This window comes from Mucilaginibacter sp. dw_454 (genome assembly GCF_018449775.1).
Lineage (GTDB): Bacteria > Bacteroidota > Bacteroidia > Sphingobacteriales > Sphingobacteriaceae > Mucilaginibacter.
Map to the genome: position 1 here is coordinate 1,047,324 of NZ_JAAVVB010000001.1, position 25,434 is coordinate 1,072,757.

The window sequence follows — 25,434 nt, forward strand, 5'->3', positions numbered from 1 at the left end:
TATTTTGCTGCGAATATAGGTTTAATGTACCAATATTTCCGCGCCTTCGGTTATTTCAACATCACCGTCAGACGATATATTTGTTAAACAAACCGTTTTAAGTTCGTTAACCAACACCGGATCGAATTTGGTTTTAACTTTAACGTAATTTCTGGTAAAACCGTGCATGAAACCTTCTTTTATATCACCTTCAAACAAAACCTCCTCTGTTCTACCTAGTTGGCTCTCATAAAAGGCACGGCGTTTTTTATCAGAAAGGATATGCAGCATCTTACTTCTGTCGGCACGGGTTGAGCCGGGCACGGTTCCTTTCATCTCGGCAGCAAGGGTATTGGCGCGTTCAGAATAAGTAAATACGTGCAGGTAAGAGATATTTAAGTCGTTTAAGAAATTATAAGTGTCGATGAAATCTTCTCGGGTTTCACCAGGAAAACCTACTATCACGTCTACACCTATACAGCAATCGGGCATTAATTCTTTAATTTTTGCTACGCGATCTGTATACAGTTCGCGTTTGTAGCGGCGACGCATTAGCCCTAATATTTTATCAGAACCCGATTGCAGCGGAATATGAAAATGTGGCACAAAACGTTTTGATTGCGCCACAAAAGCAATGATCTCGTCAGTCAGCAAATTGGGTTCGATGGATGATATACGAATGCGGTCAATGCCTTCAACCTCGTCTAAAGCTTTTACCAAATCGAAAAACTTTGTTTCGCGTTTGCCGTTAATGATACCAAAATCGCCCAGGTTAACACCCGTTAGCACAATTTCTTTGACGCCAGATTCGGCAATCTGCTTGGCCTGTTGAATAACGCTTTCAATAGTATCGCTCCTACTGGCACCACGTGCCAATGGAATAGTACAGAATGAGCACGAATAATCACACCCATCTTGAACCTTAAGAAAAGTACGGGTGCGATCACCAAAAGAGTAAGCGGGCACAAACTCATTAGCTGCCGACACAGGCTGATTATAAACTATCGCCTTTTCTTTTTTGGTGAGATCAGTAATATGCTCAATGATTTGAAATTTCTCAGCAGCGCCTAAAACCATGTCAACACCAGGTATTTCTGAAATTTCTTTGGGTTTTAGCTGTGCATAACAGCCTACAATAGTTACATAAGCACCTGGCGATATTTTTAGAGCCTCCTTCACTACCCGCTTGCACTTTTTATCGGCATTGTCGGTAACAGAACAGGTGTTAATCACATATACATCTGGCGTATCAGTAAAATCGACGGTATCATAACCCGCATTACTAAACAAGCGGCCCAGCGTCGAGGTCTCTGAGTAATTCAGTTTACAGCCCAGTGTATAAAATGCTACTTTCTTATTCATTTGCGGCCGCAAATATACTAAATATCGTTTAACGGTTAAATGAGCTTTTGATAAGCATTAGTTTATGACTCTATCCCGACTAACAAACATTTTAATTGTAATAAAACCGCTATACAACCTATTGGAATACGTTAATAGCAACCTTTTTTGTGAGTTGACGTTAACACAGTATCTACAGTGAACAAAAATGAATAACATCTACAACCCTGAATGATAGTACGTGCCAGAAAGATACCAATTTTACGTTATGTCCTGATTATTGCATTGATAAGCTTACTTTTTGGCGGCACCGAGTATTTGTATTTACGTTATAAAAAAGCCCAACTGTTACGCGGCAACATCGAAAATGTAATCACATCGCGCGAAAATTCTGCGTTGATTGATACCTGTATTTATCGCTTGTACAGCGCTGATAATAGCAGCCGACTTTATACTATCACGGGAGACAAAACCTATTTAAGAAGTTCATCTGCCGATATGAACAAGGTGCTGGCGACCATAGATAAGATCAAATTTGGGAAACAAGAGGTAACCGATCCAGATAAATTTAAGCGATTGGTGCAGGATAAAATCATAAAAACTAACGATTTCATCAAATTGCGCCTGCAAACAAACTATCTTATTAAAAGATCAGAAAAGGTAAATCAATCGCTCAATCATATCCAGACGGCAAAACCAGAACTGGTGGCACACCATGTAACAACTATTGATACAGTTAAAATAGCGCCTACAGTACAAGCTAAAAAGAAGTTTTTTGGTAGAGTTATAGCCTCGCTTTCCCGTAAAAAAGAACCCGAAAAAGCCAAGACCGTTATCGTAGCCAAAGACACGGTTATTTATTCTCAAAAAATTTCTAAAGCCACTATACAATCCGGCAAAACAGCTTATAATTATTCTAAAAAAATTAATGCGGCCAACAAAAAACTGGTAAAAGGCGAACAGCAAATTTTGCAGTTAAACAATAACCTTGCCCAGGAGATTATTGCCAGTTTGAAAGGTTATAAAGCAATTGAGCAGGCCTACATCAATCATAGTAAAGCTGAACTACGCGAAAATTTAGGTGATGTTTTTTCTGATTTCAGCCGTGGAGCTTTGGTTAGTTTTATTTTACTTGTTTTAGTGCTGATTGCGGTGTTTTACAACATCTGGAAGATCTTCCGCAATGAGCAGGATATTATTGATTACAGCAATAGCGCCGAAAAGTATGCACAACTTAAAAGCAAGTTTCTTGCGGGTATGAGCCACGAGATTCGTACCCCTTTAAACTCGGTTATCGGTTTTTCTGAACAATTGAGCCAGGAAGATTTACCGCCATCTCAAAAAGAACAGGTGGCAGCTATTCGTAATTCGTCAGAAATGATTTTGGATCTGGTAAATGAGATCCTGGATTTTTCGAAATATGAAACCGGCAAAATGAATTTTGAAAGTGCGCCTTTCATGCTCAACCAGGTTATTTCAGAAGTTTATTCTACCATGACCATACATGCTATGAAAAAAGGCATCGGGCTGGAAAACCTGACCAACATTGACGACACTATTTGCTGCGAAGGTGATAAAATGCGTTTAAAACAGGTATTGATGAACCTGACCGGTAATGCCATAAAGTTTACCCGTCAGGGCAAAGTTACCATCCAAGCAAAGGTTGAGCTTACTCTTGGCAATAACTTCATACTTAAAGTGCGAGTGGTCGATACAGGCATCGGTATTGATAAAAATCATTTACCGCATGTTTTTGATGAATTTTCGCAGGTTGCAGAGGCACAAAAAGCTACCCGTCATAAAGGCACTGGACTTGGTTTGGCTATCTGTAAAAAGATCATTGAATTACAAGGCGGTAGCATCACTGTTACCAGTGCGTCGGGGCAGGGTTCTGTATTTAGTTTTGAACTGCCGTTTAAACAGTTAGAAGATGTTGATTGCTATACGGAATCGAACTTCAATAGTGACTTGCTTATAGACCTGGTTAGAGACAAAAACATACTGCTTGCTGATGATAATAAGCTTAACGTTTTGTTGGCTAAAACCATCCTTAAAAAGTGGAACATCAAATGCGATGTGGCTTACGATGGCCAGGAGGCGTTGGATTTGTTCAAAATTAACAACTATGACATGGTGCTTACTGATATACAGATGCCGGTGATGGACGGGTTGCAGCTTACCGGACAAATTCGCCATTTTTCTGATCCTGTAAAATCGAAAATCATCATTATGGCGCTTACGGCTAACGTAATGAAAGAAGACCGGGATATTTATTTGGCGACCGGTGTAAACGACGTGGTCTTGAAACCGTTTTTGGAAAAAGATTTGATTGAAAAAATCGCATCGGCTATCCAAAACAATAGCACGGCCTTGAAATTTATAGCTTAAATCTGCCTATAGATCTGACTAATTATTGATGCAGGTGCCGGCACCATCATGTCAATCGTTCGTCAGCAGATAGATTAAATTATACCGTTTCCCGCTCCAATCATTATATTGGCTGTTTATAACACACAGCCGATGCTTGAACAATACGATCTGAGTAATTTATTGGTGTTGGATATCGAGACCGTGCCACAATACGCCACGCACGACGAATTACCCGATAATTTCAAAAAGCTTTGGGACCTCAAAACCCAACGACTGCGAAAAGAAGAAGCGGCCGAGGATTTCTACGAAAGCGCAGGTATCTGGGCCGAGTTTGGAAAGATCATCTGTATTTCTGTCGGTGTTTTTACCGGTGGATCGACGCGTGGTATGCGCATTAAATCATTTGCCGGGCATGATGAAAAAGAACTATTAGAAAAATTTTCGCAGATGTTGAATGGGCAGCCGCAAAATTTGGTTTTAGTTGCACATAACGGTAAGGAGTTTGACTTCCCGTACTTATGTCGTCGTATGTTAGTGAACGGACTGCCGCTTCCAAAACAGTTAGATATCGCCGGCAAAAAGCCCTGGGAGATTGCCCATCTGGATACCATGGAGCTTTGGAAATTTGGCGATTATAAAAGCTATACCTCGTTGAGTCTGCTTACCGCGATATTTAATATCCCTACCCCAAAAGACGATATAGATGGTAGTATGGTAGGCTCGGTTTATTGGAAGGATAATCAATTAGAACGCATTTGCACTTATTGCCAAAAAGACGTTATCGCCACTGCGCAATTATTGAGGCGCTATCGTGGCGAAGCATTAATAGCCGACGAAAATATCACCATAGTAGGCTAACATGTTAATCGTAGACCAACTAAGTATTCAATTCAAAACAGCTAACGGCCTGTTTGATGCCGTAAAGGACATTTCTTTTCAGCTGGCCGAGGGTGAAACCGTTGGCATAGTAGGCGAATCAGGCTCTGGGAAATCTGTCACCTCAATGGCGTTGATGCGATTGCTGGATAAAAGCATCTCAATCGTCAAAGGCAATATAATGCTTGACGATATTAGTATACCAGATCTTTCTGATGACGAAATGCGCGCATTCAGGGGTAACAGGATTGCTATGATCTTTCAAGAACCTATGACTTCCTTAAACCCGGTGCTAACCTGCGGTTTCCAGGTAGCTGAAGCGGTACAGTTACATTTGGGATTATCAAAAGCTAAAGCCCGTACACAAACCATCAACTTATTTAAAGAGGTACAACTCCCCCGCCCTGAAGAAATATTTGACAGTTATCCGCATCAAATTTCCGGCGGACAAAAGCAGCGGGTAATGATAGCGATGGCGCTATCCTGCGATCCGGAGATCTTAATAGCCGATGAGCCGACTACTGCTCTGGACGTCACTGTACAAAAAACCATCATCGAGCTATTAAAAAAGCTGAAAACTGAACGTGGTATGAGCCTGATCTTTATCTCGCATGATTTGGGTGTGATCAATGAAATAGCCGACCGCGTGCTGGTGATGTACAAAGGCGAAGTGGTTGAACAAGGCGGTGTTAAACAGATCTTTAAACATCCAAAACATCCTTATACAAAAGGTCTGCTGGCTTGCCGTCCGTCAGTAAAGCTGCATTTAAAAAAACTACCAATTATCGCCGACTTTATGAATAGCAATGACACTATCGAAAACATTCGTAAAGCATATCAATATACAAAAGACGAACTCGCTGATCGCCATAAAAATATATATAGCCAGGCACCATTACTTAAAGTAGATAACCTGAGTACGTGGTTTCCTTTAAGAGACGGCATTTTCGGCCAATCAAAAAATGTAGTTAAGGCTGTAAACCATGTTAGTTTTGAAGTTTACCCCGGCGAAACTTTGGGACTAGTAGGTGAATCTGGCTGTGGTAAAACGACACTTGGGCGAAGTATTTTAAGATTGATAGAACCAACCTCGGGCAGCATTGATTTTGAAGGTATCAATCTTCGCGATCTGGATAAATCAGGCTTGCGCGCCATACGTCGCGATATTCAGATCATATTCCAGGACCCCTACTCCTCTTTAAATCCAAGGCTTACCGTTGGGCAATCTATCATGGAGCCCTTGCAGGTTCATCAGTTATATAACAATGATACGCAGCGTAAGCAGCATGTATTACAGTTACTGGAGCGTGTTAGTCTGTTACCGGAACACTTTGATCGATATCCGCATGAATTCTCAGGCGGGCAGCGGCAACGTGTGGTTATAGCGCGTGCGCTGGCTTTGCAGCCTAAGTTTATTATTTGCGATGAGTCGGTGTCGGCACTTGATGTTTCGGTACAGGCACAGGTTTTGAATCTGATTCGCGAGTTACAACAAGAGCTTAATCTTACCTATATTTTCATCTCGCATGATCTATCTGTTATTAAACACATCTCCGACCGTATGATGGTAATGAACAAGGGGGAGATCGTCGAATTTGGTGATCCCTATCAGATCTATAATCATCCGCAAAACGAATATACTAAGCGGCTAATTGACGCCATTCCGCAGTTTTAAAACAAGGGTGCAAATTATGACGTTTTGATTTCAGAACTGAACAGCCAAAAATCGCAAGTTGGAACATATTCCCGTATCTTCGCATAAATACATTTATTTGCATGTCAAACAAAAAGAAAAAAAGTTCATCTATTAACCAGGTACTTACCCAAATGGTACTTGATATTTTTGAGCAAAACGGCAATACCCCACTTAACTACAAGCAAGTATCGTCAATACTGAACATACGCGACCCGGAAGCAAGAAATACAATACTCGATATATTAGAAGACGAAGCTTTCAAACAAGTTTTGAAAGAAGTATCGCCAGGTAAATTCCAACTTATTGAACTAAAAACATTTGTTGAAGGTATAGTTGATCTTACAAATGACGGCTCGGCTTTTATTGTTACAGATGATGTTGATGAAAGTGATATATATGTTGCTCCACGTAAACTACGCAACGCATTGAACGGAGACCGTGTTAAAGTTTACGTTTATGCCAAAAGCAAAGGCAGCCGCAAAGAGGGAGAGGTTATTGAAATCATTAATCGCGCCAAAATGGAGTTTACGGGTATCGTCAAACTGTCAGACCGTTACGCGTTTTTTATTCCCGATGATCGTAAAATGATGCACGACATTTTCATCCCAATGGGTGAATTGAATGGTGCAAAAAATGGCATCAAAGCGGTAGCGGAAATTACCGACTGGCCCGCGCAGGCTAAAAATCCGGTTGGCCGTATCAAGCATATCCTGGGTGTACAAGGTGATAACGATACTGAGATGAACGCCATCCTGGCTGAATATGGTTTCCCGTTATCGTTCCCTGCTGAGGTTGAACATGATGCCGAATCTATATCAGCGGATATTACGCCGCAGGAAATTGCTAAACGCAGAGACTGCCGTGATATCACCACATTTACCATTGACCCTTTTGATGCCAAGGACTTTGACGACGCTATATCATTTAAAATATTAGAGAATGGTAATTATGAAGTTGGCGTGCACATTGCCGATGTATCACACTATATCATCCCTGATTCTGCTTTAGATAAAGAAGCGTTCGATCGCGGCACTTCGGTTTACCTCGTAGACCGTGTGATACCGATGCTACCGGAGCGTTTATCGAACGGTTTATGCTCACTACGCCCCAACGAGGACAAGTTATGCTTCGCCGCTATTTTTGAGTTAGATGAAAAAGCCAACATCGTGAACGAATGGTTTGGTAAAACAGTAATCCATTCTAACCGCCGTTTCACTTATGAGGAAGTACAGGAGGTTATAGAAACCAAAGAAGGCGATTATAAATACGAAATACTGAAACTGAATGAGCTGGCTTATATCCTGCGAGATCGTAAGTTTAAGAATGGCGCTATCAGCTTTGAAACTACCGAAGTTAAGTTTATACTAGACGAAAAAGGCCGCCCGACTGGTGTTTACGTTAAAGAACGTAAAGATGCTCATAAACTAATTGAAGATTTTATGCTCCTGGCTAACCGCAAGGTAGCCGAGTTTGTAAGCAAAAAAGGCAAGGGCAAGCAAAAATATACTTTTGTTTACCGCGCGCATGACTCGCCAAAACCTGATGCATTGGCCAGTTTTGCCACTTTTGCTGCAAGATTTGGCTATAAGATCAACACCAAATCAGACAAAGAAACTGCTAAATCATTAAACCATTTAATGGAAGATGTAGAGGGCAAAAAAGAACAAAATGTATTGACACATTTGGCTATCCGGTCGATGGCTAAAGCTATTTATACCACTAAAAGCAGTAGTCACTACGGCTTAGCATTTGATCATTATACACACTTTACCTCGCCTATCCGCCGTTACCCCGATGTGATGGTACACCGTTTATTGCAGCATTATTTAGATGGCGGGCAATCTGTAAATGCAGATCATTATGAGAAAATGTGTCAACATGCATCGCAAATGGAAAAACGTGCTGCCGATGCTGAACGAGCTTCAGTTAAATACAAACAGGCTGAGTTTTTAAAGGATCAGATTGGCACAATTTACAGTGGTGTTATCTCTGGTGTTACCGAATGGGGTATGTATGTGGAAATTATTGAAAATAAATGCGAGGGCATGATTCGCCTGCGTGATATCTCTGATGATTTTTATACTTTAGACGAGAAAAATTACCAGATCATTGGCCAACGTAAAAAGAAAGTTTACCGTTTAGGCGATGAGGTAAAGATCAAAGTCAAAAACGTCGACCTTACCAAAAAACAAATTGATTTTTCGTTAGTACAAGATTAGTATATAGTTGATTAAGTTGGATTGAGTTGATTAAGTTAAAAACGGTGTAACCACCCACCTTATCAACCATTCACCATACACCACACATGAGAGAACTACAAGATCTGCAGCTGTTAATTGATAACGCCGTTACCGAGCTTAAATACCCGCCATACCCTGCCGAGCTATACGAGCCTATTTACTATATACTGAGCATGGGTGGTAAACGCATGCGCCCTGCGCTGCTTTTAATGGCTTGCGATCTGTTTGGTGGCGATGTGGAAAAAGCCTTGCCGCCTGCTTTGGCTATCGAGGTATTTCATAACTTCACTTTGATGCACGATGACATTATGGACAATGCACCGCTGCGTCGTGGTAAAACTACCGTACATGAGCGTTGGAACCAGAATGCTGCCATCCTATCAGGAGATGTGATGTTGATTGAAGGCTATAAGCTGATGATGCAGGTTGAGGACAGATTACTACGTGTTATTCTCGATATATTTAACACCACCGCCGTTGGGGTGTGCGAGGGCCAGCAACTGGATATGGATTTTGAGAATCGTAACAATGTAAAAATCGACGAGTATATCTACATGATCAAACTAAAGACGGCTGTAGTACTAGGTGGTGCTTTAAAAATAGGTTCTATTTTAGGCGGTGCGGATATGAAAGATGCCGAACTAATTGCAGAGTTTGGCGAGAATCTGGGTCTGGCCTTCCAACTGCAGGATGATATACTGGATGTATACGGTTCGCCTGAAAAATTTGGCAAACAGGTTGGTGGTGATATTATCTCCAACAAAAAAACCTACTTATTAATCAAGTCGTTAGAACTGGCCGATCAACAGCAAACAGCTGACCTGCACAAATGGATCGACACGAAAAATTTCGACAACCACGAGAAAGTTGAAGCAGTAACCAGTATCTACAATGCCGTTCAGGTAAAACAACACGCCGAAACCACCATGCATGAATATGCAGACCGTGCGTTTGAAGCTTTAGAAAAGATCAATCTTCCTGAAGAAAACAAACAGTATCTGCGAGATTTTGCAGACAGTTTGATGGTGCGCGAATATTAGGTACCGAGGTATGAAATACTTAATTTCAATAGTTTTTCTTACATTTTCATATTGTATAACCAACGCACAAATTAACAGCGGTAATCACAACCCAGACACTAACAAGTTTTTTGGCGAGCCGATGGAGACAGCACCTGAATATCTGGGTGGTAGCAAAGCGTTAGCAGCGTATCTGTCAGACAATATACATTACCCGGCAACTGCAAGAAAAAATAATATACAAGGACGAGCGATCCTGGATTTTATTGTTGAAAAAAACGGCGAAATAACTGATGTGAGGATAGTTCGGCACCTGTCACCTCTATTAGACACAGAAGCGGTCAGAGTAATAAAAGGAATGCCAAAATGGAAGCCTGGCACCCAGAATTACAAGCCGATTTGTGTACGTTATGCACTTCCGATAAACTTTGCTTTACTGTCAAAAAAATAACAAGTCCGCTTTCTATTTTAGTATCAGCTTTTTTACAGCCGGTTAATTCCTTCATGCCGATTATAATCAGCATATTTAGGTAATCCAATATAACCTAATGTATGAAAGCCAAAAAGCTGTCGCCCGGCAATAGTATTGCGGGCAACAATTCACGACGTGTGTTCTTAAAAAATGGCGCTCTACTTAGTCTGGCAGTGGCCAGCAGTCCGCTTATTAAGATCTCGTCGGCAATTGCTTCACCTTCTACCAAAGAATTCATCAACGGCATACAGGTTGGCATGGCTTCATTTGCCGATGAGGGTATTGATCACGTTTTGGATACTTTGCAAAAACGTGGAGCAATCAACACTATATTCCTGAATACTTTTACCTATGGCGATGGCCTATCAGGCAGGCAAGTTGCTGGTCAGCCTTTTCCCGATCATGGACCCCAGGAAGCCGATAAAAACTACCATGGAGGTAATTATGCTATCCCCCACGCTAAATATTATCAAAATACAGTTTTAAAAGATACCCGTTCGCCGGAATATGGCAGTCGCGATTTAGTGGCCGAAGTTGTAAAAGGCGCACACAAACGTGGCATGGAAGTATTTTCTACCATCGAAGATCAATGGCGCGACGATATACCGGGGATTGATCAATGCCACGAGGTAGATCTGGTGGGCCGTAAGGCAAAAACCACTTGCCTGTTTAATCCAAACATACGTGCTTTTTGGACAGATCTGGCCACCGATACATGTACCAGTTATGATTTGGATGGTATTGTATTCTTTAATGAGCGCAGTGGCCCACTGTTAAATGCTTTGGGTGCCAGTCATTTGGTGGGTACTGTAGATCCATCGCGCTCCACTTGTTTTTGCGAATATCACCAAGCCGCGGCCAAAGCGCGGGGTATTAACTTTGAACGTACCAAAGAAGGTTATCATAAACTGGATGAGTTTGCCAAAGCCTGCCAGGCCGATCAACGCCCCAGCGATGGATATTATGTGGAGTTCCAGCGTATCATGCTGGAATATCCGGAAATTGTCGCCTGGGATAGATTATTTGATTTTGGCAAGCACCAGATTGTAGACGACGTTTACAAAGCAGTAAAAGCTTTGGGCAAAAAGCAGTTAGTAGGTTTGCATATTGAGCACGTTAATTCGTTCAATCCGTTCTTCCGTGCTACCCGCGATTATGAAGATCTGGCTAAACGTGTGGATTTCCTAAAAATTGTAGTTTACAACAATTGCGGCGGCGAGCGTTATCAGCACTTTATCAAAAATATCCATTCTACTATGTTTAAGGATATTCCTTTCGAAGAATTGATGCGGTTCAACAATCATTTACTGGGTTATAGTTTAAGTGAGGCTTCTTATGATGATCTGCCAAAGGCAGGCCTGTCGCCTGATTATGTATATCGTGAAACGCAAAGAGCGCTTATTGGGTCGAAAGGTAAATGTTTGATCCTGCCCGGTATCGATATCGGCATCCCGGTAGGTAAAAACAGTCGTAAACAATCTCCGGATGATGTCTACCAGGCTACTATGGCTGCTTATAAGGCCGGCGCCAATGGCGTGATTATATCCCGTAAATATTCTGAAATGAAATTAGACCTGATCGATGCGGCCGGCCGAGCCATCCGCGAAGCGATAAAAGGTTAAAAGATATTCTATACCATGAAGGAAAAACCAAAGGACGGCTTATCTCGCCGTAAGTTTATGCAAGCTGGTGGCATCATAGCCGCCGCCACAGTTATCCCAACACAATTAAAGGCATCGGCAGATAAAATTACTGATCCGGTACCTGCGTCTCCAGCCGAGGATGATTTCCTGGAATACATCGACCCAATTATAGGCAATATAGCCCCGCTATTAAATACAAACAGGCCGGTGGTACATTTGCCTAATCAAATGGTACGTACGCATCCCAGGCGTCAGGATTATCTGGATGATCAGATTACCGGGTTTCCCTTATTGTCATTAAACGTTATCACCCCACAAACTATCTTTTCTGTTCGCCCGGCTAAAGGGCAATTAGACAATTCAGCCTGGAATGACCGGTTAACATACGATCACGACATGGAGATCACGCGGCCATGGTATTATTCAACTATGTTGATTGAAAAAGGTATCCGCGTTGAAAATACGGTTAGTGCCAAAGGCGGCATCTATCGGTTTACTTTTCCGAAAGGCATTGAGAAGCACGTGTTGCTTACCCATTGTTATGCTAGCGGCTTATATGATATCGAAGGTAACACAGTAACCGGAACCGAATTTGTAAACGATGCTATCCATGCGCAAAAAGGCAAAGCTTATATGTACGGCGTGTTTTCAGGCCATGGAATAAGCTCAAAGTCAGAAGGCGATAAAGATTGGGGTAAATACACGGTGCAAGGCGCATTAGCAACGCCGAAAATGATGGATGGACAAAAGATAGCGATGAGCTATTCTAAATCAGATCCGGATCAGATTGAGTTTCGCTTCGCGGTATCGTTCATCAGTGTTGAACAGGCCAAACAGAATTATCAAAATGAAATAGCCGACATAACTTTCGATCAACTAGCAGCAAAAGGTAAAGCCATTTGGAAAAAAACTATCGACCAAATAAAAGTCGAAGGTGGTACTATAGGTCAGCGACGCACTTTCTATACCGCGCTATACCGCACTTATGTACGAATGGTCGACATCAACGAGGGCGGTAAATATTTTAGCGGTTATGACGACAAGGTGCACAGCGACAAGCGCGCCATGTATACCGAAGACTATACCTGGGGAGATTATATAGCCCAACATCCGCTGCGCGCGATATTGAACCCGGAGCAAGAGGGCGACATGCTTCAATCGTACGTTAACATGTATGAGCAAAGTGGCTGGGTTCCCGAGTATCCAAAAGTATATGGCGACAGACCCGGCATGTTTGGTTTCTACTCTTCTGTCATGTTTTTAGATGGTTATCGAAAGGGCATCCGAAACTTCGATGCTAAGAAAGCTTTGGAAGGAATGCTGAAGAATGCTGAGCAAGCTACTATGCTGGCCTCTACAAACGGCCCCAAAGGGGCGCTGGAAGACTTTTATCACGAAAAAGGCTATTACTCTGCTCTGCACGTTGGCGAGGCGGAGACGGACCCTTTTGCCAAAGCACACCATAGTGCACGTTCGGCGGTCGCGGTAACACTGGCAGCCAGCTATAATGATTGGGCGGTAGCACAGTTGGCTAAAGAATTGGGCGATAACGAAGTTTATAAAAGGTATCTCCCAAAAGCGAATAACTATAAAAACCTTTGGAGCAATGACAAAATGTTATTTATGCCTAAGGATGACAAGGGTGAGTGGGTTGACATCGACCCAAAAATGCAGGGACAGTCTTACTATAACGAGAACAATGGCTACACTTACAAATGGGGTGTACAACATGATATTCCAGGTTTGATTGAACTGATGGGCGGCAAAGATAAGTTTGAACATGAGCTTGATCAGCTTTTTCGTGAAGGTTTGGGCACTAGTCGCGCGGCGTTTTACGATAAGTTTCCAGACATGACATCGTTGATTGGTCAGTTCTCTATGGGTAACCAGTGCGCATTCCAAATACCATACCTATTCAACTATACCAATAATCCGTGGAAGACTCAAAAATGGACGCGTTTTATCCTGGACGTTTATTTTAAAGACAATGTGCTTGGAGTAGCGGGTGACGAGGATGGGGGTTCTATGTCATCGGTTGTTGTATTTTCTGCCATGGGATTTTTCCCGATACAGCCCGGCTCACCGATGTATACCATCACGAGTCCGCTATTTAGTAAGATCACAATCGATTTGCATAATGGCAAAACCTTTACCTTAATAGCCAAAGGATCATCCAAGACGAAGAAATATATACAGTCGGCATCAATGAATGGTAAGAAGTTGGATAAACTTTGGTTTTCTCACCAGGAATTGCTTGACGGCGGTACTTTGGTGTTAGAGATGGGCGAAATGCCGGTGCAGGCGTAACCGTTTAGAACAGACTTACGAAGTTTTTGAAACTTCGTAAGTCTTCACCACAAAAAAAGCCCGCATCATTGATACGGGCTTTTATATTTTAAGTGCTTACTGATTACTCAGCAGCTTCTGTTGCTTCTTCAGCATCGGCAGCTTTCTTTTTAGGAGCTGCTGCTTTTTTTGCTTTTGGAGCTGCTGTTTCTTCAGCTACCGGAGCTGCTGCAGTTTCTGCAACGACTTCAGGTGCTTTTTCAACAATAGGTTTAGCTGCTGCTTTAGCTTTTGGAGCTGGTGCAGCATCTTCAATTACAGGAGCAGTTTGGAAAGGAACTACAGATACGTATGAACGGTTGTCTGCTTTCTTTTTGAAAACCACTTCTCCTGCTACTAAAGCAAATAATGTATGATCTTTACCGATACCTACGTTAAGGCCCGGATTGTGTTTTGTACCACGTTGACGAACGATGATGTTACCAGCAATAGCAGGCTGACCACCGAAAATCTTGATACCTAAACGTTTGCTATGCGATTCGCGGCCGTTTCTTGAACTACCGGCCCCTTTTTTGTGTGCCATTCTCTTATATTTTTATGATCGGCATAAAACCAATCGTTTTAAAAATCTGATTATAAAGTAATACCGGTGATCTGGATCTTGGTAAATTGCTGACGGTGACCGTTTTTCTTTTTGTAACCTTTTCTTCTTTTCTTTTTGAAGATTATTACTTTATCACCTTTTAAATGAGACAGGATCGTAGCCGATACTTTAGCACTTGTCAAATCAGTTCCTAATTTGAATTTGCCTTCGTTTTCTGCTAACAACACATTGCCAAATTCAATACTAGCGCCTTCATCACCTTGTAATCTGTGTACAAAGATCTGCTGGTCTTTAGCAACTTTAAATTGCTGTCCTGCTATACTTACTATTGCGTACATGGTTTGTTAATTATTGTTTTAAAATTCGAGGTGCAAATATAGCATATTTATTTAAATAAAACAATGCAAGTAATAATTACTTTCCGCATTGCTTTTGCAAATCATCGCTATATCCTTTGGGTATGGGTTGGCCACCCAACTTCATGCATTCATCATAGTACCTTTTGGCATTAGTGCAATCCTGCTTATAAAAATAAGCAGCAGATAATTTGAATAGCGTGTTTTGATTATTAGGATCGATATTATATGATTTGATAAAAAGGTTAATAGCATCATCAAGGTAATGCATTTCTTTTGTACCAAAAAAATAAGATGTGTAGATAGTAGCTTTATCTGTTAAAAGATTAGAACTTTCTGGATTTATAGTAAGCCCTTTATCTAATTGCCTTAGCGCCTCGTCATTATCCCCGAAAGTAAAATACACAGCGCCATATCCCCAATAGACATTTTCGTTTTTAGGCTCAAGCAACCACGCCTGGTTAAAACGTTTCATTGCAGTTTCTATATCTCCCTGATAAAGATATTTAAAACCAAGCTCTACCATGTGGGCCGATGCTTTTAAACGCGTCGGGTATTGTGAAAGGGCGGCTTTAATAAAGGTATTATCCTCTTCTGTTTGCTCTTTTGTTTTAGCAAGACCGCCATACTCAGGCTGCAGATTAATTGCTGACGATGCGTCTTGTTTGAATTGAGTGTAAGTAAGCTGCTGCGCGATTGATGGAAAAGCCATTAAACAGAGAAAAAATACTAATACATTTTTCATAGTGTCTATTTTTTCTGATTCTGCTCCTCGTCGTTCAATACCTGCAATATTTCTTTGATTACACCCTGATTGGCATCTATCAATCTGATGTCTCCTACAAAATTGGCGTCATACACTACCTTTTTACTTTTGCGCTTATATTTAAACTCTATAATATAGCGCACAGGTTTAGGATTAGTTTTCACGCTGTCGCCCGTTTCGTCGGAAGGAAAATCCCAGAAACCAAGGTCGGCTGCTTTGCGGTGCAGATAAAGCAGGTCTTTCTGGTTTAAATGCAAATGCATTTTTACTAACGAGTCGCGATTGTTTAAATATTGATAATCGCCAGTCTTTGAATCATATTTATTTAGCAAACTGTCCCGGTCGCCATATTGAATGCTTATCGACTCGAATTCTGTGAATCTGTATGGTGCATTTTTTAGCATATGATGGTAATAATACAGGCAATAAAACAAGCATGGTAAAATAACGCTTAGCGCCAGGAATATTCTTTTTGAATCAGAAAGTTTAAAGCCTATATAAGCCATGGGGACGGATGAATGATTTTTGAGTTAATCTTTTTATGATGGTAATTCCGGCAAAATTAAAAAACTAATTCATCATTCACTCACTCAATCGCTCATTCACTAAATCACTCATTAAAAATGGCTCGGTCGTCAATTCTCCCTCCCATTTACTTACTACCGCCGTGGCCATAGCATTACCCAACACATTAGTTGCAGATCTGCCCATATCAAGCAGCGGATCAATACCTATTAACAAGGCTAAACCCGCCTCCGGAATATTGAACATGGCGATGGTGCCCGCAACCACGGCCAGCGATGCGCGCGGCACCCCTGCAACGCCCTTACTGGTCAACATCAAAGTAAACAACATGGTAAGCTGTTGCACGGTTGAAAGGTGAACGCTGTATGACTGCGCCAGGAACAAAGAGGCAAAAGTCATATACATCATTGAGCCGTCCAGGTTAAACGAGTAGCCTAGCGGCAATACAAAACTTACTATTTTATTGCTGCAGCCAAAGCGTTCCATTTCAATCAATATTCGCGGATAAGCCGCCTCGCTGGTTGAGGTGCTAAATGCAACCAATACGGCATCTTTAATATTAGCGAGCAGGTTAAATACCCTCGATTTTAACACAACGAAACCCGCTATAATGATAATACACCAAAGCAAAGTCAGCGAGAAATAGAACTCGCCAATAAACACCGCATAAGTTGACAACACACCAAGCCCCTGTTTGGAAACAATAGCTGTAATAGCGCCAAATACAGCTAACGGCGCCAGCATCATCACATAACTTGTAATTTTAAGAATAACCTGCGCTATGGCGTCAAAGGCTTTAATGACGATCTCTCGTTTTTCGCCGATTGATGCTGTCGCAACACCAAAAAACAAAGCGAACACCACAATTTGTAGTATCTCATTATTTGACATCGACTCGAAAAAGCTTCTCGGAAATACGTGCCCAACAAAATCTCTTAATGACAAAGCGGTCTTTTGGATGTCGGTACCTAAATGACTGTCAGGCAACATCAAATGCATTTCCCTACCAGGTTCAAAAAAGTTAACCAGCAACATCCCCAGTAATAACGATACTATGGTGGCGCTAAAAAACCAAAGTAACGTTTTCATGCCAATGCGGCCTACTGCCTTAATATCGTCTACCTTTGCCACCCCAACAACCAGTGTGGTAAACACTAATGGCGCGACAATCATTTTGATCAACCGTAGAAAAATATCACTCAAAATGGTAAAATATTCCACTTTGTCTTCCCGTATAGTATCATTGGTTTTACGGATTTTAGCGTGTGCAACACGTTGTATTTTAAGATCTTTGTAGAGTATAGACGAGGTATCTTTTACAGCTATTAGTTTATTGTCAATAGCTTTGATACTGGTTTCGGCGGCATTGATTTTGTTATTGTATGTTGCAACTACCGATACATTATAAATGTAACCAACAATTACACCTAAAATAAGTGCGATAAAAATATAAAGCGTAAGCTTGCTTTTTTTCATTTACTAATATACAGTGCGAAGCTACGACTATTTACTATTTTGCTAAACTATAAATTACAAACATGAGTACAGCCAACTATGGCCTACAGGATATCAAGAAAGAGCTGCAGCATTTATCGGGCTTGCAAATAGCCGAGCTATGTCTCAGGCTGGCGCGCCATAAAAAAGAGAACAAAGAATTACTAGCTTATTTACTGTTTGAATCCAACAATCAGACGGAGTTTGTAGAGAAGGTAAAAGCCGAAGCTGGGTTTATGTTTAGTCAACTACCCGTGCGTAGTTATGAAGCAGCTAAATATCTGCGTAAAATATTAAGGTTAATTGGCAAGTACACTAAGTTTTCAGCTTCAAAAGACGCTGAAATTGAATTGCTGCTTAATTTTTGCGCCAATTATATTCAATATGCCGATCGGAAAACTTCATACAAACCCTTGCGGTTAATACTGATACGCCAGGTGGAAAAGATCCGTACATCAATAGGTAAACTACATGAAGATTTACAGTTAGATTTCACTAATGAGTATAACGCCATGTTGGATGACGCAGAAAAAAAGTTAAGTTGGTTTAATAAGAGCAGCTACTTGTTGTAACAAAGCCGTTATCTTTGCGTCTTAATACAAAACTTACCTATTACTGTGGCGCATAAGGAAATTGTCTTTAAACAAATTTTTGAGGCTAACTCAAAAAAGATATTCCATTTGTGCTATGGCTATACGGGGGACGATGATGCTGCGAACGACCTATTACAAGAAACTTTTTTAAAAGTTTGGCAAAACCTGGACAAATTCAGAAACCAGGCCATGATATCAACCTGGATTTATCGCATTGCGGTAAATACCTGTTTAACGTATCTTAGATCAGAGAAGCGCCAGGCTAAAGACGAGCTTACGCCGCATATAGCAGAAACTAAAATGGAAGAGGTTTCTGAAAAAAATGAACAGGTAGCTTTATTATACAAATGTATTTCTAAGTTAGAGGAGTCTGAAAGAATTATTATAACGATGGTGCTTGATGAAATGCCCTATCCGGAGATAGCAGATATATCGGGTATATCAGAAGGTAATTTGCGGGTGAAGATTTTCCGCATTAAACAAAAATTGACGGAGCTATATAATCAGTATGAAAGACTTTGATCATTTAATGTCGGTTTGGCAGGAACAGCCAAAGAAGGATCAGCTTTCTGTAGATGATATGCTGAAACAGGTAAAGAAGGGAATTAGCGGGCTAAGCAGAAAACTGTTTTGGAACATCACCATTATGTTGATAACTGTTGCAGGACTATCGGCTATAATGTTGTTTTTTGTATTTAACTCATGGGCTACTTACCTTGGTATAGCTATTGTACTTATCACTGTCATATTATTCCTGTTAGTAATGCTTAGAGATTACCGCATCATCAGTAAACAGGATGTCACCATTAACCCAGCGGCTTATCTACAGGATTTAAAAGAATACCAAAGAAATCGCGCAAAGCTATACGGCCGTCTATATTATATCTATGTATTGTTAATGAGTACCGGCTTATTCTTGTACTTTATAGAAGTGTTGCAGAGCCACTCTGCAATGTTTAAAGCCCTGGCATATAGCGTGTATGTAGGAATCATTTGTTTCTCGACTTTCTATATCAGAGTACAGTTTGTAAAAAACGAACAGGAAAAACTCAACCTGATCATAGAGCGGCTCACCCGCCTGCAAAATCAGTTCGATTAATTTGCAAATCCTTTTGTTGTTGTGCAATTAGCTAGCCGGCAACCTCACTTATCCATACCGGCAAGCTCATTGCCATTGTGATAGGGTTTATTTTGAATGTGATCTAAAATACCGCTTATTTCATTGATTGATAAAACTTTAACACACATTAACAAAAGCGTTAATATATGTTAAACTCAAATGCCGGTAGCTGCCCAAAACAGTAGGTAAGTTTTTGATTGATTTTTTATTCTTACCTCCTTAAGAACACGTGTTGGGTTTGGATGCACATTCAGTGCGTGGATATTATGATGATTAGGTTCTGTCTGCGACGCTGTATTGCTCCACTTGGCCAAGTCGTGAACAACATAGCTAAAGTCCGGATCGTTGTCCGGCACATCAGTCGCCCAATCGGGTACGATAATATTTTTTACATCTGCGCCGTCATTATAAATAAGCTCATACTGTAGTTTTGATTTCCCATAGGCGCTGGTTAGGCAGATATACAAATCCTTATATTTACCTTTTAGCATAGTAATTGTAAGAGCATTAGTATCTAATAACCTGGCTTGATAACCTTTGGCATCGTCATTATCATAGTGAAGAAGGATTTCCGGATGGTGACTATTAGCGGGAATAAGTGGATTATCGGGCAAAGCCTTTGGAGCTGCCTCGCCATTAAACTTAGCCGCAGATGTAGTTAAAAAACCGTTATCCCGGTCTACTCCTTTTGTCCAGTGCACCAGCTTGCCATTGGTGAACGTAGTAACCGGACGGGCATTTAATAAATCTTCCACGTCAACCTGCACTACGTAGTTGTTTTTTGAGTTATAGCCAGAACTAACCAGTAAACCACAAACTATACTCATCGCCAAAAAACATTTAAAAACTAATTTAGATTGCATAATATAAAGGTAACTATTTATTTTGTGGACGCATGAAAAACCGGTCTTATCTCAGCCTGTCTAAATTTACTTTGGTTGTTAGTATAAGTCTGTACGCGGTGTCGTTAACGCAGCAAGGGTATTGTGTTTCTGGTTTCTGCGGCGATCATTGGTCGGGCTTATCATTGGTGGCTATGGGCGCTATTGGTGGTATCATGAGTATAGCCGGCTTAACCTGGTATGCAAATCCTGCACTGTGGGCAGCCTGGTCGCAAATTAGTCGGCATCCTAAAAGATCATTTATTTTCAGTTTAATAGGGACATTATTAGCTGCTTCATTTTTATTAGCCACCGAAATATCGGATATCAAACCCAACGTACAATCAAACATTACCGGCTATCAGCCTGGTTACTGGTTGTGGCTAGCCAGTATGGCGGTAATGCTTACGGGTAGTATGATCTGTTATATCTTTAATAAAAACAATCCACCCGCAGATCAGCTTAGCGCTTATTTACGAGTCGATTTTAATAAACGTTACGCTAAAGGTGTTACTTTGCAAACAAAAGGCTCACTTTATCAGAATAACGATAGATCTATCAAATTACATGAAGGAATGGAAGCTATTTTATGGGATATTGACTATGACGATAAAAAGCGCGACGACCTGGCCGTTAAAGCCGTTATCCGTTTTAGTTCGACCCAAAATAGCTGGGTAGCCGAGTTTAATTTAGATGATCTGCTGCACGAATCGCAGCGCGAAAAGCCTTTGTTATATAATTGAATGGGCGGATATAAATCATTCCTCATTTTTTCTATTTTTGCATGGGTTTAAAACGGCTTGGCCCCAACCCTATCACCTATTAAATGGATATATCAGTAGTAATACCTTTATATAACGAAGTTGAATCGTTGCCTGAGCTTACCTCTTGGATAAGCCGCGTGATGGACGAAAAGAGTTTTATGTACGAGATCATTTTAATTGATGATGGCAGTACAGACGGCTCGTGGGAAATGATCAATAAACTGCGCTTAAATAACCCTTTTATAAAAGGCATTAAGTTTCGCCGTAATTATGGTAAATCTGCCGCTTTAAACGTTGGTTTTGACGCTGCCGAAGGCGATGTGATCATTACCATGGATGCTGATTTACAGGACAGCCCGGACGAAATCCCTGAACTTTACCGCCGTATTGTTGAAGAAAAATACGATCTGATATCGGGTTGGAAAGCTAAACGCTATGATCCGTTAAGCAAAACTATACCTACTAAAATATTTAACTGGGCCACGCGCAAAATGTCGGGTATTAATAACCTGCATGATTTTAACTGCGGCCTTAAATCATATCGTAAAAACGTCGTAAAAAACATAGAAGTTTATGGCGAGATGCATCGTTATATTCCGGTAATAGCAAAATGGGCTGGCTTCACTAAAATTGGCGAGCAGGTTGTTGAGCATCGTGCCCGTAAATACGGGACTACCAAATTTGGTATGAGCCGTTTTATAAATGGGTTACTTGATTTACTGTCAATATTCTTTGTAGGTAAATTTGGCAAACGCCCTATGCATTTTTTTGGATCGCTGGGTGCGTTGTGCTTCCTGGCAGGCTCTATTTGTGCTTTTTGGTTAGTTGGCGATAAGTTATATGATCTTGCAAATCACATTAAAATATCGCGCGAAATAACTGCCAAACCTTTGTTCTATTTTGCACTGGTAGCTATCATTATCGGGTCGCAAATGTTTCTGACCGGTTTTGTTGCCGAATTGGTAGCTCGCGCAGCCCCTGAGCGTAACAAATACCAGATAGAAGACAGCATTTAGATGTGCAAATATGCAGATGTGCAGATGTGCAGATGCATACCGCTTAGTGAGCATTTTTAACATCGATAAATTAAATAAATAAGTAATCTGCACATTTGCATATCCGCACATCTGCACATCAAAACAACATGTTTTTTTCCATCATAATTCCTTTATATAATCGACCGCAAGAGATAAAAGAGCTGCTTGAAACTTTAACCATGCAGACCTATAAAAACTTCGAGGTACTAATCATTGAAGATGGATCAAAAGACGATGCTGAGGCCGTTGTAAAAAGCTTCGAAGGTTCATTAAACGTAAGATATTTTGTAAAAGAGAATGCAGGTCAAGGCTTTGCCCGTAACTATGCGTTTGAACGCGCTAAAGGCGACTACTTTATTATTTTTGATTCAGACTGCTTGATTCCTGAAGATTACCTGGAAATAGTAAACAATTCGCTCAACGAAAATTGGTTGGATGCCTACGGTGGCCCCGATGCGGCGCACGAATCGTTCACCCCTACTCAGAAAGCTATCAGCTATGCCATGACCTCGCCGTTTACCACAGGTGGTATCCGTGGCAACAAAAAGAGTTTGGGTCAATTTCATCCGCGCAGCTTTAACATGGGTATTTCGCGCCAGGTTTGGGAAAAAGCAGGAGGCTTTATTATCACTCGCTCAGGCGAGGATATTGAATACAGCATTCGCATCCATAACATGGGATACAAAATCGGACTGATTCCGCGAGCCAAGGTATATCATAAGCGCCGTACTAATTTTTTACAGTTTTATAAACAACTACATTTCTTCGGTAGGGCGCGTATTAATGTTTATAAGTTCTTCCCTAACGAGCTTAAGGCAGTTCATTTCTTTCCCGCTATGTTTACGCTGTGTGTTATATTCACACTTATCGCAAACATTTTCGGGTGGTCAATTGCTGTTTTATGTGATATCATAGCCGCGCTTATTATTTTGTTAATATTTTTTCATTCGCTCATTAAAAATAAGTCGGTAAAAATTGCATTTTTGAGCGTAATAGCATCATTCATTCAGCTTACAGCTTACGGGCTGGGTTTTATGCAGGATATCTGGCGCAGGCTTATATTAAAACAGTGGTAAAATAATATGTATCATCCTTTTTCGGTCGCAGAAACAACGAGAGCTGCATGGGTTATTTTCAAGAAAAACTTCGTAACTATAATTGTTTACTCATTTATATCATTCCTGCTGCTTTCTGTTTTAGGAGTTGTGACCGAATACATCATATCTGCCGACTCATTTGCTGGCGCTATGGCGGTATCTTTTATTATGATATTTGTACAGGCTTACACAACGCTAGGCCTATATAAATTGATATTCACGGTAATTGACAGTGAATATTACGAGTTTGAATTTAACCAGGTGCTGCCTGCATTTAAAAGTATTGTGAGTTATCTTATTGTAGTTTTCTTCATAGCTTTTATTGTTACCACCTTTCACTTTGCTATGGAATGGTTTAATGCTTATCCAAATCTGCAAACTTTATTAGAAGATATAGCAGCCGGATTTGCGCTCTATATAGCCCTGCGTATTATGTTTTTTATCACGTTTGTGGTCGATGACCAGTCGGGTGCTTTTGAATCTCTTAAACAAAGTATTGACCTTACCCGAGGGTATTTTTTTAAAGTTCTGACTATGCTGATCATTATTTTGGTTTTAATAGCATTACCTGCCACCCTTTCGCGTTACTACCCTGTTATCTCAATTGCCATTATATTTACTTACCCATTTGTAAATATTATATTAGCAGTAACCTATCGTAAGCTGGTTTACAGCCACCAGGATATAGACGACGACATTGCCGAGACCAATTAAGCTATGGGTTTAAAAGCCATATTGAGTAAAGCATTTGCGGCGTGGGTTAATAAAGATCTCGATCGCATTCGTAAAGACGCGGTATCGCTACAGCAAAAAACTTTCGAAACTTTAATTGATCAGGCCAAAGATACAGCTTTTGGCAAGGATCATGATTTTGACAAGATCAATACTTATGCAGACTTTAAAAGGCACGTACCAATTCGCGACTACGAAGAATTAAGCAGCTACATAACCCGTGTATCCAATGGCGAAGAGAATGTACTTTGGCCAGGTAAACCAACCTATCTCACTAAAACATCAGGCACAACCTCGGGCGTAAAATATATCCCTATCAGCAAAGAAAGCATGCCTGAGCACATTAAAGCTGCGCGTAATGCTTTGCTTGCCTATATCCATGAAACAGGTAAGGCCGATTTCCTGAATGGCAAAATGATATTTCTGCAAGGAAGCCCCATTTTGGCAGGGAAAGCCGATATACCAACCGGTCGCCTATCAGGTATTGTAGCGCACCATGTACCCGCTTATCTGCAAAAAAACAGGCTACCCAGTTATGAAATCAATTGTATTGATGATTGGGAAGAAAAGGTGGACGCTATTGTAACCGAAACTGTCAATGAAGATATGCGCCTGATATCGGGCATACCGCCCTGGTGCCAGATGTATTTTGATAGATTATCAACCGTATCGGGAGGTAAAAAAATAAAAGATATTTTCCCCAACTTCAAGCTATTTGTTTATGGCGGGGTTAACTATGAACCGTACCGTGCGCGTATAGAGGATAGCATCGGTTTCCCTATCGATACTATCGAAACCTACCCTGCTTCTGAAGGTTTTATCGCCTTCCAGGATTCTCAAAAAGAAAAAGGATTATTGTTATTGGTTAACTCAGGCATTTTTTATGAATTTATCCCTACAGATGAATACTTCAATGAAAATCCAACACGTATCGGCTTAGAAGATGTAGAGTTGGATAAAAATTATGCATTGATACTAAATACCAATGCCGGCTTATGGGGATACAGTATTGGGGATACCGTAAAGTTCATCTCCAAAAACCCTTATAAAATATTAGTTACCGGCCGTATTAAACATTACATTTCTGCGTTTGGAGAACATGTTATTGGCGAAGAGGTAGAACATGCATTAATGAGCGTGGCTAACCAGGAAGGTATTGATGTGGTTGAATTTACAGTGGCGCCCCAGGTAACTCCGCCAAAGGGCGAACTACCTTACCATGAATGGTTTGTTGAATTTGGAGCAGAACCGAAGGACCTTAAAGCTTTTGCTTTAAAAGTTGACAAAGCCCTGCAATCAAAAAATATTTATTACTTTGACCTAATTGATGGTAACATTTTGCAACCTTTGATTGTCCAAAGCTTAAAAAAAGATGCGTTTATCAGTTATATGAGATCGCAGGGAAAGCTTGGCGGACAAAATAAGGTGCCCCGTCTGGCCAACGACAGAAAGATTGCAGACGGATTGAAGGAATATATAGCCCCACCCAACCCTCCCCGGTAGGGAGGGCTTAAAAAAATATTATTAAAGTCTCCCTTACCGG

Annotated in this window: 23 protein-coding genes; 16 read left to right on the top strand and 7 right to left on the bottom strand. The window is 40.9% G+C overall.

Translation table 11 applies throughout. The features are described from left to right. Positions 1-21: 21 nt before the first annotated feature. Entirely contained in the window at positions 22-1,341 is a 1,320-nt protein-coding gene (gene mtaB / locus HB679_RS04720) for a tRNA (N(6)-L-threonylcarbamoyladenosine(37)-C(2))-methylthiotransferase MtaB (protein ID WP_214070779.1), read from the bottom strand. A gap of 210 nt (positions 1,342-1,551) precedes the next feature. Here mtaB and HB679_RS04725 point away from each other — a divergent pair, with 210 nt between their 5' ends. The 8 genes from HB679_RS04725 (at position 1,552) to HB679_RS04760 (ending at position 13,943) form a co-directional block, all read left to right on the top strand. Further along, positions 1,552-3,708, top strand: a complete 2,157-nt coding sequence (locus tag HB679_RS04725) for an ATP-binding protein (protein WP_214070780.1) — start codon at positions 1,552-1,554, stop codon at positions 3,706-3,708. A 132-nt stretch (positions 3,709-3,840) separates the two neighbouring features. Further along, entirely contained in the window at positions 3,841-4,548 is a 708-nt protein-coding gene (locus tag HB679_RS04730) for a 3'-5' exonuclease (protein WP_214070781.1), read from the top strand. 1 nt (position 4,549) lies between these two features. After that, the gene (locus HB679_RS04735; RefSeq protein WP_214070782.1) at positions 4,550-6,241 is read left to right on the top strand and encodes an ABC transporter ATP-binding protein; all 1,692 of its coding nucleotides are present in this window, start codon (positions 4,550-4,552) and stop codon (positions 6,239-6,241) included. A 101-nt stretch (positions 6,242-6,342) separates the two neighbouring features. Continuing rightward, positions 6,343-8,481, top strand: a complete 2,139-nt coding sequence (gene rnr, locus HB679_RS04740; protein WP_214070783.1) for a ribonuclease R — start codon at positions 6,343-6,345, stop codon at positions 8,479-8,481. A gap of 86 nt (positions 8,482-8,567) precedes the next feature. Further along, positions 8,568-9,542 carry a polyprenyl synthetase family protein gene (locus HB679_RS04745; protein WP_214070784.1) on the top strand — a complete coding sequence of 325 codons (975 nt, stop codon included), beginning with the start codon at positions 8,568-8,570 and terminating at the stop codon, positions 9,540-9,542. Between the two features lie 10 nt (positions 9,543-9,552). Beyond that, complete coding sequence (locus tag HB679_RS04750; RefSeq protein ID WP_214070785.1) at positions 9,553-9,972, top strand: energy transducer TonB; 420 nt, start codon at positions 9,553-9,555, stop codon at positions 9,970-9,972. Between the two features lie 101 nt (positions 9,973-10,073). After that, positions 10,074-11,615 carry a hypothetical protein gene (locus HB679_RS04755; RefSeq protein ID WP_214070786.1) on the top strand — a complete coding sequence of 514 codons (1,542 nt, stop codon included), beginning with the start codon at positions 10,074-10,076 and terminating at the stop codon, positions 11,613-11,615. Between the two features lie 15 nt (positions 11,616-11,630). Continuing rightward, complete coding sequence (locus tag HB679_RS04760; RefSeq protein ID WP_214070787.1) at positions 11,631-13,943, top strand: GH92 family glycosyl hydrolase; 2,313 nt, start codon at positions 11,631-11,633, stop codon at positions 13,941-13,943. A 103-nt stretch (positions 13,944-14,046) separates the two neighbouring features. On the opposite strand, the gene rpmA is transcribed toward HB679_RS04760, so the two are convergent. From rpmA to HB679_RS04785, 5 genes are all read right to left on the bottom strand, one after another. Then, positions 14,047-14,505, bottom strand: coding sequence for a 50S ribosomal protein L27 (rpmA, locus tag HB679_RS04765; protein ID WP_214070788.1), 459 nt, complete (start codon positions 14,503-14,505; stop codon positions 14,047-14,049). A gap of 50 nt (positions 14,506-14,555) precedes the next feature. After that, entirely contained in the window at positions 14,556-14,864 is a 309-nt protein-coding gene (gene rplU / locus HB679_RS04770; RefSeq protein ID WP_214070789.1) for a 50S ribosomal protein L21, read from the bottom strand. Between the two features lie 76 nt (positions 14,865-14,940). Beyond that, positions 14,941-15,627: a tetratricopeptide repeat protein gene (locus tag HB679_RS04775; protein WP_214070790.1), complete on the bottom strand. Its 687-nt coding sequence runs from the start codon at positions 15,625-15,627 to the stop codon at positions 14,941-14,943. Positions 15,628-15,632: 5 nt separating this feature from the next. After that, positions 15,633-16,154, bottom strand: coding sequence for a hypothetical protein (locus HB679_RS04780; RefSeq protein ID WP_214070791.1), 522 nt, complete (start codon positions 16,152-16,154; stop codon positions 15,633-15,635). Between the two features lie 76 nt (positions 16,155-16,230). Further along, entirely contained in the window at positions 16,231-17,649 is a 1,419-nt protein-coding gene (locus HB679_RS04785) for a dicarboxylate/amino acid:cation symporter (RefSeq protein WP_214070792.1), read from the bottom strand. Between the two features lie 62 nt (positions 17,650-17,711). On the opposite strand from HB679_RS04785, the gene HB679_RS04790 reads away from it, so the two are divergent. The 3 genes from HB679_RS04790 to HB679_RS04800 are packed head-to-tail and all read left to right on the top strand — an operon-like array spanning position 17,712 to position 19,359. Then, a complete protein-coding gene (locus tag HB679_RS04790; protein WP_214070793.1) occupies positions 17,712-18,239 on the top strand; it encodes a hypothetical protein in 528 nt (175 codons plus the stop codon). 45 nt (positions 18,240-18,284) lie between these two features. Next, entirely contained in the window at positions 18,285-18,782 is a 498-nt protein-coding gene (locus tag HB679_RS04795) for a sigma-70 family RNA polymerase sigma factor (protein WP_214070794.1), read from the top strand. After that, a complete protein-coding gene (locus HB679_RS04800) occupies positions 18,769-19,359 on the top strand; it encodes a hypothetical protein (protein WP_214070795.1) in 591 nt (196 codons plus the stop codon). The genes HB679_RS04795 and HB679_RS04800 overlap by 14 nt, the downstream gene beginning before the upstream one ends. Before the next feature lie 176 nt (positions 19,360-19,535). On the opposite strand, the gene HB679_RS04805 is transcribed toward HB679_RS04800, so the two are convergent. Then, on the bottom strand, positions 19,536-20,243 hold the full coding sequence (locus tag HB679_RS04805) for a hypothetical protein (protein ID WP_214070796.1): 708 nt from the start codon (positions 20,241-20,243) through the stop codon (positions 19,536-19,538). A 32-nt stretch (positions 20,244-20,275) separates the two neighbouring features. On the opposite strand from HB679_RS04805, the gene HB679_RS04810 reads away from it, so the two are divergent. The 5 genes from HB679_RS04810 to HB679_RS04830 all read left to right on the top strand — a co-directional run bounded on the left by HB679_RS04810 (position 20,276) and on the right by HB679_RS04830 (position 25,394). Further along, positions 20,276-21,004 (top strand): hypothetical protein, encoded by a 729-nt coding sequence (locus tag HB679_RS04810; protein ID WP_214070797.1) that lies wholly within the window; start codon positions 20,276-20,278, stop codon positions 21,002-21,004. An 83-nt stretch (positions 21,005-21,087) separates the two neighbouring features. Further along, positions 21,088-22,041, top strand: a complete 954-nt coding sequence (locus HB679_RS04815) for a glycosyltransferase family 2 protein (protein WP_214070798.1) — start codon at positions 21,088-21,090, stop codon at positions 22,039-22,041. 128 nt (positions 22,042-22,169) lie between these two features. After that, on the top strand, positions 22,170-23,138 hold the full coding sequence (locus tag HB679_RS04820) for a glycosyltransferase (protein ID WP_214070799.1): 969 nt from the start codon (positions 22,170-22,172) through the stop codon (positions 23,136-23,138). Between the two features lie 6 nt (positions 23,139-23,144). After that, entirely contained in the window at positions 23,145-23,873 is a 729-nt protein-coding gene (locus HB679_RS04825; protein WP_214070800.1) for a hypothetical protein, read from the top strand. Positions 23,874-23,876: 3 nt separating this feature from the next. Further along, positions 23,877-25,394 (top strand): GH3 auxin-responsive promoter family protein, encoded by a 1,518-nt coding sequence (locus tag HB679_RS04830; protein WP_214070801.1) that lies wholly within the window; start codon positions 23,877-23,879, stop codon positions 25,392-25,394. Positions 25,395-25,434 lie beyond the last annotated feature (40 nt).

What these genes read in the sequence shown, in the direction of transcription:
- mtaB (WP_214070779.1), bottom strand. Translation starts at nt 1,341, where the DNA reads ATGAATAAGAAAGTAGCATTTTATACACTGGGCTGTAAACTGAATTAC.
- HB679_RS04725 (WP_214070780.1), top strand. Translation starts at nt 1,552, where the DNA reads ATGATAGTACGTGCCAGAAAGATACCAATTTTACGTTATGTCCTGATT.
- HB679_RS04730 (WP_214070781.1), top strand. Translation starts at nt 3,841, where the DNA reads ATGCTTGAACAATACGATCTGAGTAATTTATTGGTGTTGGATATCGAG.
- HB679_RS04735 (WP_214070782.1), top strand. Translation starts at nt 4,550, where the DNA reads ATGTTAATCGTAGACCAACTAAGTATTCAATTCAAAACAGCTAACGGC.
- rnr (WP_214070783.1), top strand. Translation starts at nt 6,343, where the DNA reads ATGTCAAACAAAAAGAAAAAAAGTTCATCTATTAACCAGGTACTTACC.
- HB679_RS04745 (WP_214070784.1), top strand. Translation starts at nt 8,568, where the DNA reads ATGAGAGAACTACAAGATCTGCAGCTGTTAATTGATAACGCCGTTACC.
- HB679_RS04750 (WP_214070785.1), top strand. Translation starts at nt 9,553, where the DNA reads ATGAAATACTTAATTTCAATAGTTTTTCTTACATTTTCATATTGTATA.
- HB679_RS04755 (WP_214070786.1), top strand. Translation starts at nt 10,074, where the DNA reads ATGAAAGCCAAAAAGCTGTCGCCCGGCAATAGTATTGCGGGCAACAAT.
- HB679_RS04760 (WP_214070787.1), top strand. Translation starts at nt 11,631, where the DNA reads ATGAAGGAAAAACCAAAGGACGGCTTATCTCGCCGTAAGTTTATGCAA.
- rpmA (WP_214070788.1), bottom strand. Translation starts at nt 14,505, where the DNA reads ATGGCACACAAAAAAGGGGCCGGTAGTTCAAGAAACGGCCGCGAATCG.
- rplU (WP_214070789.1), bottom strand. Translation starts at nt 14,864, where the DNA reads ATGTACGCAATAGTAAGTATAGCAGGACAGCAATTTAAAGTTGCTAAA.
- HB679_RS04775 (WP_214070790.1), bottom strand. Translation starts at nt 15,627, where the DNA reads ATGAAAAATGTATTAGTATTTTTTCTCTGTTTAATGGCTTTTCCATCA.
- HB679_RS04780 (WP_214070791.1), bottom strand. Translation starts at nt 16,154, where the DNA reads ATGGCTTATATAGGCTTTAAACTTTCTGATTCAAAAAGAATATTCCTG.
- HB679_RS04785 (WP_214070792.1), bottom strand. Translation starts at nt 17,649, where the DNA reads ATGAAAAAAAGCAAGCTTACGCTTTATATTTTTATCGCACTTATTTTA.
- HB679_RS04790 (WP_214070793.1), top strand. Translation starts at nt 17,712, where the DNA reads ATGAGTACAGCCAACTATGGCCTACAGGATATCAAGAAAGAGCTGCAG.
- HB679_RS04800 (WP_214070795.1), top strand. Translation starts at nt 18,769, where the DNA reads ATGAAAGACTTTGATCATTTAATGTCGGTTTGGCAGGAACAGCCAAAG.
- HB679_RS04805 (WP_214070796.1), bottom strand. Translation starts at nt 20,243, where the DNA reads ATGCAATCTAAATTAGTTTTTAAATGTTTTTTGGCGATGAGTATAGTT.
- HB679_RS04810 (WP_214070797.1), top strand. Translation starts at nt 20,276, where the DNA reads ATGAAAAACCGGTCTTATCTCAGCCTGTCTAAATTTACTTTGGTTGTT.
- HB679_RS04815 (WP_214070798.1), top strand. Translation starts at nt 21,088, where the DNA reads ATGGATATATCAGTAGTAATACCTTTATATAACGAAGTTGAATCGTTG.
- HB679_RS04820 (WP_214070799.1), top strand. Translation starts at nt 22,170, where the DNA reads ATGTTTTTTTCCATCATAATTCCTTTATATAATCGACCGCAAGAGATA.
- HB679_RS04825 (WP_214070800.1), top strand. Translation starts at nt 23,145, where the DNA reads ATGTATCATCCTTTTTCGGTCGCAGAAACAACGAGAGCTGCATGGGTT.
- HB679_RS04830 (WP_214070801.1), top strand. Translation starts at nt 23,877, where the DNA reads ATGGGTTTAAAAGCCATATTGAGTAAAGCATTTGCGGCGTGGGTTAAT.